The sequence below is a fragment of the Micromonospora sp. NPDC004336 genome (genome assembly GCF_053602615.1).
Map to the genome: position 1 here is coordinate 1 of NZ_JBSGDY010000147.1, position 15894 is coordinate 15894.

Annotated in this window: 12 protein-coding genes and 1 pseudogene; 2 read left to right on the top strand and 11 right to left on the bottom strand. The window is 75.7% G+C overall.

Going from position 1 to position 15894, the window contains the following annotated elements; all coding sequences use genetic code 11:
- Positions 1-19: 19 nt before the first annotated feature.
- The 11 genes from ACWENR_RS24115 to ACWENR_RS24165 all read right to left on the bottom strand — a co-directional run bounded on the left by ACWENR_RS24115 (position 20) and on the right by ACWENR_RS24165 (position 11661).
- On the bottom strand, positions 20-943 hold the full coding sequence (locus ACWENR_RS24115; protein WP_452279238.1) for a diacylglycerol/lipid kinase family protein: 924 nt from the start codon (positions 941-943) through the stop codon (positions 20-22).
- A gap of 138 nt (positions 944-1081) precedes the next feature.
- Positions 1082-1885, bottom strand: coding sequence for a class I SAM-dependent methyltransferase (locus ACWENR_RS24120; protein ID WP_452279239.1), 804 nt, complete (start codon positions 1883-1885; stop codon positions 1082-1084).
- Positions 1866-2690, bottom strand: coding sequence for an ABC transporter ATP-binding protein (locus ACWENR_RS24125; protein WP_452279240.1), 825 nt, complete (start codon positions 2688-2690; stop codon positions 1866-1868). The genes ACWENR_RS24120 and ACWENR_RS24125 overlap by 20 nt, the downstream gene beginning before the upstream one ends.
- Entirely contained in the window at positions 2690-3433 is a 744-nt protein-coding gene (locus ACWENR_RS24130) for an ABC transporter ATP-binding protein (protein WP_452279241.1), read from the bottom strand. The genes ACWENR_RS24125 and ACWENR_RS24130 overlap by 1 nt, the downstream gene beginning before the upstream one ends.
- Entirely contained in the window at positions 3430-4449 is a 1020-nt protein-coding gene (locus ACWENR_RS24135; protein WP_452279242.1) for a branched-chain amino acid ABC transporter permease, read from the bottom strand. Before ACWENR_RS24135 ends, ACWENR_RS24130 begins: the two co-directional genes overlap by 4 nt.
- Positions 4446-5339 (bottom strand): branched-chain amino acid ABC transporter permease, encoded by an 894-nt coding sequence (locus ACWENR_RS24140; protein WP_452279243.1) that lies wholly within the window; start codon positions 5337-5339, stop codon positions 4446-4448. The genes ACWENR_RS24135 and ACWENR_RS24140 overlap by 4 nt, the downstream gene beginning before the upstream one ends.
- A complete protein-coding gene (locus ACWENR_RS24145) occupies positions 5336-6529 on the bottom strand; it encodes an ABC transporter substrate-binding protein (protein WP_452279244.1) in 1194 nt (397 codons plus the stop codon). Before ACWENR_RS24145 ends, ACWENR_RS24140 begins: the two co-directional genes overlap by 4 nt.
- A gap of 45 nt (positions 6530-6574) precedes the next feature.
- Positions 6575-6979: a roadblock/LC7 domain-containing protein gene (locus ACWENR_RS24150; protein ID WP_452279245.1), complete on the bottom strand. Its 405-nt coding sequence runs from the start codon at positions 6977-6979 to the stop codon at positions 6575-6577.
- A gap of 17 nt (positions 6980-6996) precedes the next feature.
- Entirely contained in the window at positions 6997-9375 is a 2379-nt protein-coding gene (locus ACWENR_RS24155) for a sensor histidine kinase (RefSeq protein WP_452279246.1), read from the bottom strand.
- Positions 9376-9629: 254 nt separating this feature from the next.
- Positions 9630-10103 carry a helix-turn-helix transcriptional regulator gene (locus tag ACWENR_RS24160; RefSeq protein ID WP_452279247.1) on the bottom strand — a complete coding sequence of 158 codons (474 nt, stop codon included), beginning with the start codon at positions 10101-10103 and terminating at the stop codon, positions 9630-9632.
- Between the two features lie 286 nt (positions 10104-10389).
- Positions 10390-11661: a cytochrome P450 gene (locus tag ACWENR_RS24165; protein WP_452279248.1), complete on the bottom strand. Its 1272-nt coding sequence runs from the start codon at positions 11659-11661 to the stop codon at positions 10390-10392.
- A gap of 627 nt (positions 11662-12288) precedes the next feature.
- On the opposite strand from ACWENR_RS24165, the gene ACWENR_RS24170 reads away from it, so the two are divergent.
- Positions 12289-15387: a PxKF domain-containing protein gene (locus ACWENR_RS24170; RefSeq protein WP_452279249.1), complete on the top strand. Its 3099-nt coding sequence runs from the start codon at positions 12289-12291 to the stop codon at positions 15385-15387.
- A 23-nt stretch (positions 15388-15410) separates the two neighbouring features.
- Positions 15411-15894, top strand: a pseudogene (locus ACWENR_RS24175) (hypothetical protein); the annotation flags it as partial.

Genomic DNA, 15894 nt, shown 5'->3' on the forward strand with positions numbered 1-15894 from the left:
GCGCCGCGCCGGCGCAGGTTCAGCGCTCCCCCGGCGCCTCGGCCCGGGGGCAGCAGACCGTGAGCGCGCCGGGCACCACCCGCACCTTCAGCGTGGAGACCTCCTTACGCGCGCCGCCGTCGAGCTCGTACGTGCGCGGCGCGGCCAGCCGTACCTTGATCTTTCGGCCACGGGTGACGCGGACGAACGGCGAGTCCTCCGAGCGGCCGGCGGCCATCCGCCCGAGGGTGCGCGCCCAGTCGACCGCGCCGTTGGCGGTGGACACGCCGACCTCCAGGCAGCCGTCGTCGGGGCGGGCGTCGTCGAAGGCGGGGATGCCGCCGGTGATGGTGCCGACGTTGCCGAACAGCACGCAGCTCGCCTCGCCGTCGAACCACTTCGCGCCGTCGACGGTGATCCGGGTGCGGACCAGCTCGCCCCGCACGTGCCGCAGCCCCGTCCACATGTAGGCGAGGCGACCGAACCGGCCCTTGAGCGTGCGGTCGGCGTCGCGGATCAGGTCGCCGTCGAAGCCGGCGCCGGCCATGACGGCGAAGTGCTCGCCGTTGAGCCTGCCCAGGTCGAGGGCGCGGCGCCGGCCGCCCAGGCCGATCCGGACCGCCTCGGGCAGGTCCTCGGGGATGCCGAGGTTCGCGGCGAAGAGGTTGGCGGTGCCGGCGGGCAGGATCGCCATGGCGGTGTCCGATCCGGCGAGGGCGTCGGCGCAGCGCTGCACCATGCCGTCGCCGCCCCACACGAAGATCAGTTCGGCGCCCTTCCGCAGCGCCTTGCGGACCTTCTTCGGCGCCTTGCGGCTCTTGGGCACCTCGTACCAGAGCAGGTCCTCCACCCCGGCGCCGGCCAGTTCCGCGCGCAGCTCGTCGAGGCCGCCGCCGAGGGTCTTCCTGCGGTGGGCGACGACCGCGACCCTGCCGACGGTCGCGGACCCGGTGCTCGTGCTCATGGCCGGCGGTGATACCCAGGCGGCCCGGTTTCCACGCCTGGACCGGGTACGGCCGGTCGGCGCGACGCCACGACGAGCGTCCCGCCGACCGGCCCGCCGGCGCGACTGCGCAACGGGCGAGGGGTCCCGCCGCACACGTCACACCGGACGTCGGCCCCGGGTCGACACGAACTGGTACGACAGCACGGCGAACCCCGGGTCGCGCAGCAGCCTGCGGAACGCCTCCAGTTGGCCGGGCGACACCCCCGCCTCGAGAAGTTCCGGCTCCAGCTGCCGGGAGTTCGTCTCGTACAGCGACGCCCCGAGCGAGCCACCGGGCCAGCTCTGCGAGTGGGTGACGGTGTCGACGTCGACCAGGCCCGCCGCCGCGAGATGGCCGTGCACGTCCTGCGCCCAGGCCAGGTCCGCGCCGTGGCTCTGCAGGATGCCGAGCATCGCGTCCGTCACCTGGGCGAAGAGCTTCGCCGCGTCGTCGCTCGGCGCGGTCAGCACGCGCAGCGGCGCGGTGCAGTCGAACTCCTCGATCACCAGCCACCCGCCGGGGGCCAGCGCGCCGGCCAGCGACGTCAGCACGCGCCGCCGCTCCGGCAGGTGCAGCAGCACCAGGCGGGCGTGGATCAGGTCGAAGTCGTCCCCGGGGGGCGGCTCGGTGCGCACGTCGTGCCGGCGGACGTCGAGGTTGGCCGCCGGAGCGAGGCGCGCGGTGTCGATGTCGGTCGCCAGCACGCGTCCCGCCGCGCCGACGGCCTCGGCCATGCTCCGGGCGACCGAGCCGCCACCGGCGCCGATCTCCCAGCACACGCCGCCCGGAGCCAGCACCGGAGCGGCGAGCCGGGCCGAGGTCACCGGGTCGAGGAACGACTCCAGCGCCCGTAGCTGGGGCACCGCCTCCGGGGAGCCGTTGTCGAAGGTGTACTCGGTGTCACGGATGTCTGTCGGCATCGTTGCTCACCCCTGTCCAGGATGGTCGGGTCAGGTGCGCGGAGCCGGCCCAGAGCCCGGGCACCGGTCGGGGAGCCGGCGGCTCCGCGACGGCGGCGACGCTGAGCATCGCCGCCAGTCGGCCCGGGTCGGCCCGGGCCTCGTCCGCCGGCCGGTCGTAGACCACCCGGCCGTACTCGAGCACCGCGATCCGGTCCGCGACCTCGATGGCGTACGGAAGCTGCTGTTCGACGAGCAGCACGGTCAGCCCCGTCCTGGCGAGGGCGCCGACGAGGTCCCGCACCCGGGCCGCCAGGTCGGGGGCGAGCCCCTCGCACGGCTCGTCGAGCAGCAGCACCCGGGGCTGGCCGAGCAGGGCCCGGGCGATCGCCAGCATCTGCTGCTCGCCGCCGGAGAGCTGGTCGCCGCGGTGACGCAGCCGGGCCGCCAGCCGCGGCAGCAGCTCCAGGATCCGCGCGACCGTCCACCCCTCGCCGCCCGGCGTCGCGGCCCGCCACGGCGCGGCCGCGAGGACGAGATGCTCGGCCACCGTCAGCCGGGAGAAGACCCGCCGGCCCTGCGGGACGAGCCCGACCCCGCACCGGGCGATCCGGTGCGGCTGCCGGCCGGCCACCTGCACCCCCCCGATCTCGACGCGCCCGCTGGAGGGCCGCACCAGCCCGGCGACGGCGTGCACGAGGGTGCTCTTGCCCGCGCCGTTGCGACCCACCACCGCCTGCACGGTGCCCGCCGCCACGTCGAGGCTGACCTCGTGCAGCACGATCCCGCCGGCGTAGCCGGCGCAGAGCCGTTCCGTCCGCAGCATCAGGACACCCCCTCCGCGTAGGCCTGCCGGACCGGATCGGAGGAGCGGATCTCGGCCGGCGTCCCGGTGGCCACCGTCCGGCCGTCGCGCAGCACGGTCACCCGGTCGCAGAGCGCGTACACCAGGTCGAGCCGGTGCTCGACCAGCAGCACCGCGACGGCGCGCGGCAGGTTCCGCAGGAACTCCGCCAGCCCGCCGACCTCGACGGCGGAGAGCCCGGCGGCCGGCTCGTCGAGCAGCAGCAGCCGGGGCCGGCCGGCCAGGGCCATGGCGATCTCCAGTTGGCGCCGCTGCCCGTGGGCGAGCCGACCGGCGGGGACGTCGCCGACGTCGCGCAGGCCCAGCCGCTCCAGCACGGCACCCGCCGTGCGCTCGGCGGCGGCGCGCTTCGCGCCCGGGCGCCACCGGCCGGGCCGCACCGCGTGGGGCAGCGCCGCCACCACCACGTTCTCGGTCGCGGTGAGGCTCGACCAGACGGCGGGGCGCTGGTGGATCCGGCCGATGCCGCGCCGGGCGCGGGCCGCCGGACCGAGCCGGGTGACGTCGCGGCCGGCGAGGTGCACCCGGCCACCGCCGGCCGGGACGGCCCCGCCGAGCACGTCGAGCAGGGTGGTCTTGCCGGCGCCGTTGGGCCCGATGAGGGCGTGCCGCTGGCCGAGGTCGACCCGCAGGTCGACCCCGTCGAGCGCGGCCAGCGACCCGTACCGGACGGTGACGCCCCGGGCGGACAGCAGCGGCGTCATGCGCGTGCTCCCGTCGTCGCGGGCCGCTCCGGGGCGGGATCGGCGGGCCGCGCCGGCCGGCCCGGGAGCAGCCGCCCCCGCACGGCCGGCGGCCGGTGCCCGTCGCCGGGGAGCAGGTGGACGGTGACGACGAACGCCACCCCCAGCACCAGGGGCGCGTACCCGGGCAGCGCCCCGAAGAGCCAGTCCCGCCCGGCGATGACGATCGCGGCGCCCACCAGCGCGCCGCCGACCGACGCGGTACCGCCGATCACCACCCCGAGCAGCAGCAGCGCGGAGGTGTCGAAGCCGAAGTCGGCCGGCGAGATGAACTGCTGGGCCACCACGAGCAGGGACCCCGCGGCGCCCGCGACGGCGCCCGCCGCCACGTGCACGCCGGCGACGTGCGCGGGCACCCGGTGGCCGCTGGCCCGCAGCCGCGCCTCGTCGTCCCGGCCGGCCCGCAGCAGCAGGCCGACCCGGGTGCGCAGGACCAGCAGCACCGCGCCGACCAGCACGGCGACGACCACCAGGGTGTAGAGGTAGCGCGCCCGGTCGGTCGCCAGCAGCGGCAGCCCCCACAGCGGACGCGCCGGCGGCACCCCGGCCAGCCCGTCGGTGCCGCCGGTCACCGACCGCCACCGGCCGGCGAGGGTCACCACGAGTTCGCCGACCGCCAGGGTGATCATCAGGACGACCACCCCCCGGGCGCGCACCACGAGCGGGACGGTCGCCGCGGCCAGCGCCGCCCCGGCCGCCGCCGCGACGGCCAGGTGCACCACCCCCACGTCGGAGAGCCGGCTGCCGAGGACCGCGCTGGCGTACGCGCCGGCCGCGTAGGGGGCGGTCTGCCCGAGGGTGGGCAGCCCGGCCACGCCGGTGAGCAGGGCGACGCTCACCCCCACCAGGCCGAGCGCGAGGGTGCGGGCGAGCAGCGCCACGGTGTAGTCGTCGACCGCCCACGGCGCCAGCACCAGGCCCGCCAGGACGAGGACGGCGACGCCGCGCCGCAGCGCGCGCACCGCCTCCCGCCTCACGTCGCCCTCCGGGCCGCGGCCAGGCCGCGTGCCCGTACGGCGAGGACCGCGGCCATGGCGGCGAAGAGCAGGAACGGGGCGGCGGCCGGCGCCAGCGCCACCCCGAGGGTCTGGATCTGCCCGACGGCCAGCGCGGCCAGCAGGGTGCCGGTCATCGACCCGAGGCCGCCGAGGACGACGACCACCAGCGACAGCAGCAGCACCGCGTCGGCGGTGTCCGGCCCGGGACCGATGATCGGCGCGCCGAGCACGCCCGCCGCGCCGGCCAGCGCCCCGGCGGCGGCGAGCACGCCCACCCGGATCCAGGCCGGGCTCACCCCGAGCACGGCCACCATCTCGGCGTCGTCGACGGCCGCGCGGACCAGCATCCCGGCCCGGGTGCGGCGCACCGCGAGGTGCAGCAGGCCGGCGAGCACGGCCGCGACGACGATGAAGACCAGGCGGTACGCGGCGTAGCGGTGCCCGGCGACGGAGACCGACCCGTCCAACGCGGCAGGCACGCGCACCGGCGGGTCGTCCGGCCCGAACGCGGCCACGAGCAGGCTGCCGCCGGCCAACGCCACCCCGAAGGTCAGCAGCGCCTGGGTGAGGTGGTTGCGCGCGGCGACTCGGGTGAGCAGGGCGGCGACCAGTGCGCCGGCCGCGGTGGCGCCGACCACCCCGACCGCCAGGGCCAGCAGCAGGCTCGGCCAGCCGCCGTCGAGCAGCGCGGCGGCGGTGTACCCGCCGATCGCGTACAGGGTGCCGTGCGCCAGGTTCAGGATGCCGGCGACGCCGAAGCAGAGCACCAGCCCGGCTGCGGCGACGAAGAGCAGCAGCCCGTAGGCCACGCCGTCCAGCGCGGGGACCAGGTACGGATCGATTCGCGTGTCGGCCGCCACGGCGTTCACCCGCCGACGGTGGCGAGGTCACCCACGACGGTGTTCGACAGCGCCCGGCCGTCCTGGCGCACCTGCCGCAGGTACCACTTCTGCACCGGCGCGTGGGTGGTGGGCGAGAACTGCCAGGTGCCGCGCGGGCTGGCGATCTGGCCGAGCTGGCCGATGGCCGCGTTGACGCTCTCCGGGGTCGGGTCGTTCCCGGCGGCGGCGATGGCGCGGTCGAGCACGGCCGCGGCGTCGTAGGAGGCCATCGCGTACGTCGTCGGGGAGCCGTCGTTCTTGGTCTTCCAGGCGGCCACGAAGGCGCGGTTCTCCGCGTTGTCGAGGTCGGGCGAGTAGTTGAGCACCGAGTAGATGTCCCGGGCGGCCTCGCCCTGGGCGTCGAGCACCCCGCCCTCGGTGAGGAACCCGGCGGCGTAGAGCGGCAGGTCCCGGATCTCCGACTGGGCGTACTGCTTGACGAAGTCGACGGCGGCGCTGCCGGCGTAGAAGGTGTAGACGGCGTTCGCGCCCGAGGCCTTGATCCGGGCGAAGTACGGGGTGAAGTTCGTGGTCGCCGGGAACGGGGTGAAGGTGGTCTTGCCGTCGGGGTTGGCCAGCTCGCCGCCGGCCGCGGCGAACGCGTCGGTGAAGCCGCGCAGCTCGTCCCAGCCGCCCTGGTAGTCCGGGCCGATGGCGTAGACGCTGCCCTTGACGTTGTCGCGCACGTGGCGGGCGATCGCCTCGCCCGGCTCGTCGGAGAGGTAGGAGGTGTGCCAGACGCGGGAGACGTCCTTGAGCTCGGGCCGGCCGTTCGAGCCGACGAACGGCACCTTCGTCTCGTTGAGCAGCGGGTAGACCGCGGCCACCGAGCCGCCGCCGACGATCCCGGTGAGGGCGACCACGCGGTCCTGCTTGAGCAGCTTCGTCGCGGCGGGCACCGCGGTCGCGGCGCCGTTGCCCTCGTCGGCGACGACCAGGTCCACCTTCCGGCCGCCGAGCTTGCCGTCGTGGGTGGCCAGGTAGAGCTCGAAGCCGGCGCGGATCTCCTTGCCGACCGCCTGGTAGGTGCCCGACAGCGACGCCAGCAGGCCGATCTTGATCGATCCGGCGGGCCCGGAGCCGGGTCCGTCGTCGGCGCAGGCGGTGCTGGCGAACAGGACGGCGGCGAGCAGCGCCGCGACGCGGGCACGGCGGCGCCCGGGGGTGGTCAGAGACATGTCTTCTCCTGCGAGGGGATGGGGTTCCGGCGGGGAGGCCGGATGTCAGCGGCTGCGGCTGAGCGCCGCCCGGGCCGCGGGGGTGAGCGCGTCGCCGATGCGGTTCGCCAGCTCGGTCATCTCGTAGGAGACCTTGCCGACGTCGCACTGGGGGTCGGCGAGCACGAGCAGGGACGCGCCGTCGTTGAAGGCCATCGAGAACATGAAGCCGCCCTCGAGCTGGGTGACGTTGGAGATCACCGCCCCGGCGTCGAAGAAGGCGGCCGCGCCGCGCAGCAGGCTCACCAGCCCGCTGCCGGTCGCCGCCAGCTGGTCCGCCCGGTCGGGCGGGAGGCCCCGGGTGGCGGCCACCATCAGGCCGTCGGCGGAGATCGCGATCGCATGGCTGACCTCGGTGGCGCGCTCGGCGAAGGCGTCCAGCAGCCAGCCGAGATCCTGTTCGTCGGTCACGTGCTCTCCCTGTCGGGTCAGTTGTTGATCAGATTGGGCCGGCGGCCGGCGACGCCCCGCGCGTACGCGGCCATCGCGGTTGCCACCTGGGCCGGATCACGGTGCTCGGAGCGCTGCCTCGGCACGGTGACGCCGCCCGGCACCAGGTGCCGTTGCGGCTGCCGCCGGGGCAGGCCGGCGGTGGTGGTGGCGACGACCTCGGGCGCGTCGGCCCGGGCGGCGGTGCGCCAGGCGTCGTCGGCGGGGCCGGCCCACCGCGTCCCGTTCGCGCCGTCGTCGTGGCCGGCCCGGAACCAGTGGTTGACCTCTTCGAAGATGACGAGTTCCTCGGTGGGCTCGTCGCCGCGCGCGGGCGGCGTCGGCGCGGGACGGAACACCGGCGCCACCGGCAGTGCCCCCTCGGCCGCCGGCCGGCCGGCCCACGGTTCCGGCGGCGCGGCCTGGTACGCCGCCGGCACGGCCGTGGTCCGGGCCGCGCGCCGGGACGGCCGGGTGGGCGTGAGCAGGAACTCCTCCGGGGGCAGCGGGCGGATGATCGTCCCGGGGAGCGCCGCCTCGGCGATGGTGCCGCGCCGGGGCCCGGGACGGAGCTGGACGGCCACGCCCAGCCGGGCCGCGAGCTGTCCCACGACGACCAGTCCCATCGCCCGCACGGCCGCGACGTCGATGGCGGGCGGGCGGGCCAGCAGGTCGTTGAGTTGTTGGCGCCGCTGCGGGGACAGGCCCACGCCCTCGTCGCTGACCTGGACGACCACCCGGTCGCCGAGGCTGCGGCCGGTCACCCACGCCTCCGTGCCCGGCGGGGAGTAGCCGGTGGCGTTGTCCATCAGCTCGGCCAGCAGGTGCACGACCTCGTCGACGGCGTCGGCCGAGACGGCGACGTCACCGTCGACCAGGCCGAGGCGGATCCTGGCGTAGTGCTCGATCTGGCTCTGCGCCGCCTGGAGCACCTGTTGCAGCGGCACGTCGTGCTGGCGTACCCGCCCGACGCCCACCCCGCCGAGCACCAGCAGGCTGGCGTTGATCCGCCCCATCCGGGTGGCCAGGTTGTCCAGCGTGTAGAGCTGGTCCAGCCGCTCGGGGTCGGTCTCGTCCCGCTCGACCTTGTCGACCTGCGCCAGCACGGCGTCGACCAGCCGCTGCTCCCGGCGGCTGAGGTGGATGAAGATGTCGGCGGTGTTGGCCCGCATGACCGCCTGCTCGGCGGCGGTGCGCACGGCGGCCCGGTGCACGGCGGCGAACGCCTCCCCCACCTCGCCGATCTCGTCCCCGCTGGACGGTTCCAGCGTCTCGGCGGACTGCCGCTGGGCCAGCTCGTCCGGGTCCGTCGACGAGCTGCCGGGGTGTTGGAGCCGGGCCACCACCTGCGGCAGCCGTTCGAACGCGACCGTGTTCGCCGCGTCCCGCAGCCGCCGCAGGCGCCGGGTGATCTGCCGGGCCACCGCCCAGGTGACCAGGGCGGTGAGCAGCAGGGCCGCCACCGCGGCGGCCGCCTCCACGGCCGTACGCCGCCGCTGGTCGGCGTGGGCGCCGCGGATGTCGTCGAGCACCGTCGCGTCGACCCGTTGGCGCAGCTCGGCCAGGCGGACGGACCACTGCTGGGTGGCGGTGACCCAGGCGGCCGGGTCCAGTCGCAGCCGGCTTCCCGACCGGGTCCTCGACACCTCGTCCTGCATCCGTTGCAGCAGCAGGGCGTCCTCGCCGCTGCCCGCCTGTTCCCACCAGCCCCGCCACGCCGGCCGGGCCAGCGCCAGGAAGGAGAGGCTGGACTCGGTGAAGCCGGACCGGGCCGCGGCGATGTCCTGCTGCATGGCGGGGGTCAGCCCGTCCGCCGCGATGGCGCGCAGGACGGCGACCTGCTGCTGCCCGACCGCCTCGGCCACCTTGGACAGCGCGGCGGAGGCGCGCATGCCGTCCGCGATCGGGGCGTTGACCACGCCGAGGGTGACGCTCTCGCGGAGGCTGATCAGGTCGGCGATCGCGATCCGGTAGCTGAAGGTCATCGCCGACACCGAGGCGTGCGCCGCCGTGCGCACCTGCGCGCGCAGCGGCGGCAGGCCCTCCAGCGCCAGGTCGATCCGTTGCAGCGCGGTCCGGTTGGCGGCGGCGCCGGAGGGCGCCTGGTCGCGCTGGCGGCGGTAGCGGGCCACGGCGGCGTCCGTGGCGGCGGTGGCGTCCGCGAACGCCTCCTGCTGCTCCGACGCGCCGCGGCTGAGCAGGTCGGCGGCGACGACGCGCTCGCGTTGCAGCCGGTGGGCCAGGTCGCCCGCCTCGGCGCCGAGCCGCGCCAGGGTGCCCAGGTCGCTCGCCCGGGTCGTCTGCCGGGCGCTCTCGGTCAGCGCGAGGCCGGCGAAGCCCATCACGGCGACCAGCGGGGCGACGACGATGAGGCGCATCCGGGTGGCGATCTTCCAACCGCGGCGGCGGGTCGGGTAGGGTCGGGCCGCGTGGGACCTCGTGCTCGACGCCAAGACTGACTCCCGCGACTCATCTAAGACGGCCTATGTGCACCTTGCCGTATGCACGTCTCATTCCGCCGGAACCCGCGCCCGCAGACCAGACCTGACGGTGGTACAAACAGCCCGTACCAGCATCTGTACCCAGCGTCAGCAGCACCCGCCCGAGCGGTGCCCGCCGGCCGCCGCGCAGGTCAGGAACGCCCGGACCGCCCGCCCGAGGGGCGCGGCGGGACGTCCGGCTCCGGTTGGACGCTGAGCACCTGGTCGATCAGTTCCCGCAGCTCGTCGATGGCCGCGACGACCGCTTCCGGATCGCGCGCGTCCCGCCGTGGCGCCGGCGGCGCGAGGGCCGGATCGAGCCGGGCCACCTCCCCGAGCCGGGGGCCCCGGCGGCCGTCCGCCGCCAGTTGCTCCGCCGCGACCTGCGGCCACAGCGCCGCCAGGCGACCACCGGTGCCGAGCACCTCGTCGCAGCGGACGGCGAACTCGTGGCTGCCGTACCGGCGTCCGGACTCGACCGCGGCGACCGTCTCCCGGCTGAACCGCACCCGCTCGGCCAGCGCACGCTGGGTCAGCCCCCGCCGGGCGCGCCAGGCGCGCAGTTCGGAACGGAACCGGTGGATGGCACCGGAGCCGGCGGCGCTCGACGGGGGCGTGCGATCCATGTGTTCACCTTCGCGACGCCGATCGACTGGCATCGGGACCAGCGTCAAATTGAGTTTGGGCGATGACTGGACATTCGCAGGGGACAATTCTTAACCCAGGAGCCGACGGGTGTGAAGACGTGACTTCGCACAGTGGTCGTCGACCGCAGGTCGGGCGTCCGCGACGGTCGCCGCGGCACCTCGGCGCGTGCCGGAACGCGCCCGCGTGCCACCGGGGCGACGAGGGCGCCCGCGCCGCCGCCGGGCACCGGACCGGGCCGGCGCGGCACCGCCACCGGGCCGCCGGTCATCCGGCGACGGACGCCGCCGGCGCACCGGACGGCACCGCCACGTCGACGACCACGGGCAGGCTCCGGTGCGCCCGGAACGCGACATTGGCTTTGTACGAACGGCGGTGTCCGGCGGTCGGACGGAGGCCGGGAATTGCCTCGGCGAGCCGGGTCAGCGCCACCTGTGCCTCCAGTCGCGCCAATGCCGCGCCGATACAGAAATGCGCTCCGTGCCCGAACGACAGGTGGCCGTCGGCGTCGGTGCGGTGCGGATCGAATTGCTCCGGACGGGCGAACACCGCCGGATCGCGATTCGCGGCGCCGATGAGCAGCAGGCAGCGTGCCCCGGCCGGGACGGTGACGCCACCCAGGGTCACCGGCCGGCGGGTCACCCGCAGCCAGCCGTCGATGGCGGGCGCGTACCGCAGCGTCTCGGTCAGGAACGCGGGGACGCGCCGCGGGTCCGCCCCGATCTCCCGCCACCGGCCCGGGACCGACAGCGCCTGGTCGAACGCGTGGGCGAGGAGCCCGGCGGTCGTCTCGTGCCCGGCGACCAGGAGGTTGAACACGATGCTCGACACCTCGGCCACCGTGAGCACCTCGTCGTCGCCGTCGCGATACGCCAGCAACTGCCCGACGTAGTCGTCGCCGCGCCGGCCACCGTCGAGTCGGGCGCGCACCAGGCCCTGGCAGTAGTGCCAGAACTCCAGCAGCCCGCGCGCGAGCCGGACCTGCTCGGCCGGCTCCGGCCGCCCCCAGATCAGCGCGATCTGGCCGTCCGCCCAGGCCCTGACGCGGCCGACGTCCTCCGCCGGCACACCGAGGATGTCGAGCACCACCAGCAGGGGCAGCTCGGTGGTGAACTCCGCGACGAGATCGGCTCGCCCGCCGGCGCGGGCGGCGAGCCGGCGCACCAGTTCGTCGACCCGGCGTCGGACGATCGGGCCGTACCGCTGCTCGACGCGCTCGGGCGTGTTGGCGAACGTCGCCCGCAGGGCCCGGCGCGTCCTGGGGTGCACCGGAGGATCCGCGGCGGCGGTGGTGGGCGGCGCGTCGATCCGGGCGACGATGTCCATCGCCTCGGGGCAGACGTCGTAGACCGGGGCGAGGGTGAGGGCGTTGCCGAACGTCGCGACGTCACCGAGCGCGCGGCGGACGTCGGCGTGCCTGGTGATCAACCACAGCCCCAGCTCGGGGTCGTGGTGCACCCCGCCGGAGTCGTCGAGCAGTCGCCGCCACACGTGCGCCGGATCGGACAGGTACGCCCCCACGAACGGATCCAATCGCATGACCGCCTCCTGGAGTGCCATGACCGCGCGCCACGGATCGCCGAACGCCCGACCGGGTCCGGTTACCGCCGCGCGCCCTCACGGTGCGTCAATTACGAGATGAAGTCAATATCGCTGTGCATCAATGCGTCTATTCGCGGATTCACGTCGTCGGGAACGCGCGCGCCAATTCGTCCTGCAACTTGCGGGACGCCGCTTGCTCGGCGACCACCGCGCCGACCAGCGTAAACGACACAACGGCACGTGGCGGGTCGCCACTCGGCCCGCCGCCGACGCGTTTATGGCGGCCCATCGGAATGGCGGGCGCGCGCCACCCGCGTCGGGCGAGTGCGCGGGGCGCCGGGAGACGCGCGTACGCACGCCGAAAACGGGCCGCCCATCGCCGGGCGTCCGAACCGGACGACCGAGGCGCCGAATTCCGGCATCGACGGCGCCCGGCACCCGGCTCGACGGACGGCCGGCGCAGTCCGGTGTCGCCATCCAGATATTTCGATGACTCTCCGGGCTCCGGCCGCCAGACTGCAGGGGCGCCCGTCACGGGGACCGGGCGCGCGCACGCCGGCCGTGGCCGACCGTGCCGCCGGGTCCCGTGCGACGCAGTCGCTGATGCCGGACCTAGGGAGAGCCGTGCACCGCAGACCCAGCCGCAGACGCCTCGCCGCCGTCGCCACCGTGCTCACACTCGCCCTCACCGGGGTGGGCGTGCCCGGTGTCGCGACCGCCGCGCCCACGCCGTCCCGACCGCCCACCGACCTGATGCTCCTCGTCGACGGATCGCTCTCCGTCACCGACGCCGAATGGCAGGTGCAGCTCGAAGGCTTCGCCCGCGCCATCGAGGACCCGCTGGTCTTCCCCCGCTCCGACCGGGTCGCGGTCGGAGTCGTCCAGTACTCCGGCAGCGACGTGGCCGAGGGCACCCGCCTGGAGGTCCCGCTGACCCGGCTCACCGACGAGGACGCGGTGGCCGGCCTCGCCACCCGCCTGCGGGCCGTCAAGCGGCTCGACGACCTGTCCAACCCGGGCGACGCCATCCAGGCCGGCGCCGACCACCTCGCCGCCGCCGGCCGGTCGGACACGACCTGGTCGATGTGCATGTCCACCGACGGCGAACCGAGCGCCGGCGCGGACCTCGCCGACGCCGTGCGGTACGCCAAGGACAAGGGCGTCGACCGGTACAACGTGCTCGCCCTCACCGGCGTCGTGTTCACCGAGGAACAGGCCCGGGCCGTCTACGGCCCGCACGTCTTCGGCGGCGGCCGGGTGAACGCCGCCCGCGGCATCGCCGAGTTCTCCTCGCTGGTCTCCGGGTGCCTGAACTACGCCCTCGACCTGGCGGCGATCGAGGTCAACCAGGCCGTGCAGGACTGGCAGAACAGCGTCCCGCTGATCCAGGCCAAGTCGACCGTCGTCCGGGCCTTCTTCAAGACGGCCGACAGCCAGGAGGTGCGCACCAGCGGCCGGCTGCGCGGCTACCGGGACGGCCAGGAACTGCCCGGCAGCCCGCTGACCCCGATCGGCGCCACCGACATCGTCGTCGGCCCGGACCCGGCCGCCGGGCGGGAACGCTTCGCCGGCAGCCTGAACTTCGCGCTGCCGGCGACCTGGGCCAGCGGGCGGATCAGGCTGGTCCCGGAACTGCCCGGCGGGGTGCACTGCGAGGGCGGCCGGTGGACGGCCGACTGCGGCACCGAGGTCGAGTTCCGACCCGGCGGCCGACTGCGGGTGAAGCTCTTCGCGGCGAGCTGGACCGAGAACGGCACCGTCCGGGAGCCCACCTTCACGGACCTCTTCGAGCAGTACCAGCGGATGCACGACGCGTTCCCGGTCAGCAACGCCAACGCCTCCTTCGAGACGCTACGCCTCGACGAGCGGCCCGAGGACGGCGACGACGGCCTGGAGGACATCAACGGCCGGCTCTGGATCGACTGGTGGGCCAACGTCCGGGCCCGCGAGGTCGACCCGCGGACCCAGTACCACGCCGCGATCCTCGGCGACGGCGGCGGCGGAATGGCCGGCGCGATCGGCGCCCCGGTCTCCTCGGGCTGGCTCGCCGGCGCGCAGGGGCTGTACGGGACGGGATACGCCCGCAACCGGGGCGCGCACGAGGTGGCGCACTCGCTGGGCCGCGAGCACGTCGTCAACGCCGACCGCAACGGCCGTACCTTCCCGGTGCTCGGCGCCAAGCGGGGCTGGTGCGGTGAGGTCGCGGGGACCTTCACCGACGACTACCCCCACTGGACCGGCACCAGCCAGGGCGACCGGCCGACCCTCGGGCCCAACGGCGACCGGGACCGCGAGATCTGGGGTGTCTCGGCGCGGTACTTCGGCGACCACGAGGGGCTCGCCATCACCTCGCCGCACGCCACGTACCCGATGATGAGCTACTGCAACTCCACCAGGGCCGACAGCCAGGGACGCTGGGTCGACGCCCGGGACTACCGGGCGCTGTACGAGGGCCGGCTCTCCCCCGAGGCGACCGGCGGCACGGCGAGCGGCGCCGGTGCGGCGACCGCCGCCGACCCGGCCTCGGTGGTGCTGCGCGGCACGGTCGACACCGCCGCCGGCACCGCCGCCTTCCGGCCGACCATGCCCGCCTTCGGCGCCCCCGCCGCCACGGACGACCCCGAGGGCGGCTACGAGCTGCGGGTGCTCGACGCCGACGACCGGGTGCTGCACCGGGTGCGCTTCCAGCCCCGGCTCCAGGAGAGCGACGAGCCGCCGGGCGGCGACGGCAGGGACGAGCGCACCGTCGGCACGTTCGAGCTGACGGTGCCGGCGGTGCCCGACTCGGCCGCCCGGGCGGTCGTGCTGCACGACGGCCGCGTCGTCGGCGCCCTGGCCGCCGAGCGGAAGAGGCCGGACGCCGACCGGCCGACCGCCGCGGTCGACCGGGACGGGGACACCGTCCGGTTGAGCTGGAAGGGCAAGCACGCCGGCCCGCACGCGCCGACGTACACCGCCCAGTACAGCGCCGACGACGGTGGCAGCTGGCGCACCTACGCGGCCGACACCGCGGCCACCGAGGCGACCGCGCCCCGGTGGATGGTGCCCGGGTCGCCGACCGCGCTGGTCCGGGTGATCGCCTCGCACGGGCTCGACGCCGCCGTGGTCACCTCCGAACCCTTCGCGATGCCCGACGCCGCGCCCCAGCTGGCCGTCCGGAACCCCGCCGACGGCGCCGCCTACCACGGCACGCAGACGATCCGGCTGGACGCCGGGGCGTACGACGCGGAGGCCGGCCTGCTGGACGACGGCGCCGTGACCTGGCGGTCCGACCGCGACGGCGCCCTCGGCACGGGCCGGGTGCTGCTGACCAGCGCCGACCGGCTCAGCGAGGGGGCCCACCGGATCAGCGCCACGGTGACCGACGCGGCCGGCCAGACGGTGACCCGCGAGATCACCGTCAACGTCTCCCGGCTGCCCGCGCCCACCCCCCGGTACGAGTTCGGCGGTTTCCGGCCGCCGATCGACCCGGACGGGCTGACCGTCGTGGCGGCCGGCCGAACCATCCCGGCCAAGTGGACCGTCGGCGGCGAGAAGCCCGGCGAGTCGGCGGTCGTCTCGGCGACCTTCGATACGCCCGGGGCCGGGTACCGGTGGATCTCGACCCTCGGGTCGTACCATCTCAACATCGACACCCCGGAGTCCTGGGCCGGCAGCCGGCACCGGCTGACGGTGACCCTGGCCGACGGCACCCGGCACAGTACGGAGTTCGAGTTCCAGTGACCGACACCCGGGCACGGAGGCCGGTGGCACTCGTCGCCGCCGGCCTCGGTGCCGTCGTGCTCGTCGCCGCCGTGGTGGCCGCCGCGCTCTGGGCCGCCGGCCGGGGGCCCTTCGGCGCACCCCGCCCGCAGGGCGACGAGGTGCTCGGCACGATGCGCGACGCCTCCGACCAGTCGGACGCCGGCGGCGCGGCCACCAGGGGCGGCACCGTGCTCGCGGTGCCGGCGGCCACGGCGCCCGAGTTCTGGCGGCGGACCAGCGTCGGCGCCGCCCCGCCGCCCGAGCAGGTGCCGTACGCCCCGTTCACCGTGCCGGCCGCCGCGCTGCCGGCCGTGGGCGGGGTGACCGGCGCGGTCGGGCGGGGTGGCCGGTTCTCGCTGCGGCCCGTCTCGTCCGGGGAATACCTGCTCTGCTACGCCGCCGGCACCGGCGCGGCGGGCTACCAGGTGCAGGGGTGCCGCGAGGCGGCGCTGCGGGCGCCCGGCCGCGTCGCCGCGAGCCGGGGCC

Coding starts and splice junctions, on each gene's coding strand:
- ACWENR_RS24115 (WP_452279238.1), bottom strand. CDS start 943: ATGAGCACGAGCACCGGGTCCGCGACCGTCGGCAGGGTCGCGGTCGTC.
- ACWENR_RS24120 (WP_452279239.1), bottom strand. CDS start 1,885: ATGCCGACAGACATCCGTGACACCGAGTACACCTTCGACAACGGCTCC.
- ACWENR_RS24125 (WP_452279240.1), bottom strand. CDS start 2,690: ATGCTGCGGACGGAACGGCTCTGCGCCGGCTACGCCGGCGGGATCGTG.
- ACWENR_RS24130 (WP_452279241.1), bottom strand. CDS start 3,433: ATGACGCCGCTGCTGTCCGCCCGGGGCGTCACCGTCCGGTACGGGTCG.
- ACWENR_RS24145 (WP_452279244.1), bottom strand. CDS start 6,529: ATGTCTCTGACCACCCCCGGGCGCCGCCGTGCCCGCGTCGCGGCGCTG.
- ACWENR_RS24155 (WP_452279246.1), bottom strand. CDS start 9,375: ATGCGCCTCATCGTCGTCGCCCCGCTGGTCGCCGTGATGGGCTTCGCC.
- ACWENR_RS24160 (WP_452279247.1), bottom strand. CDS start 10,103: ATGGATCGCACGCCCCCGTCGAGCGCCGCCGGCTCCGGTGCCATCCAC.
- ACWENR_RS24165 (WP_452279248.1), bottom strand. CDS start 11,661: ATGCGATTGGATCCGTTCGTGGGGGCGTACCTGTCCGATCCGGCGCAC.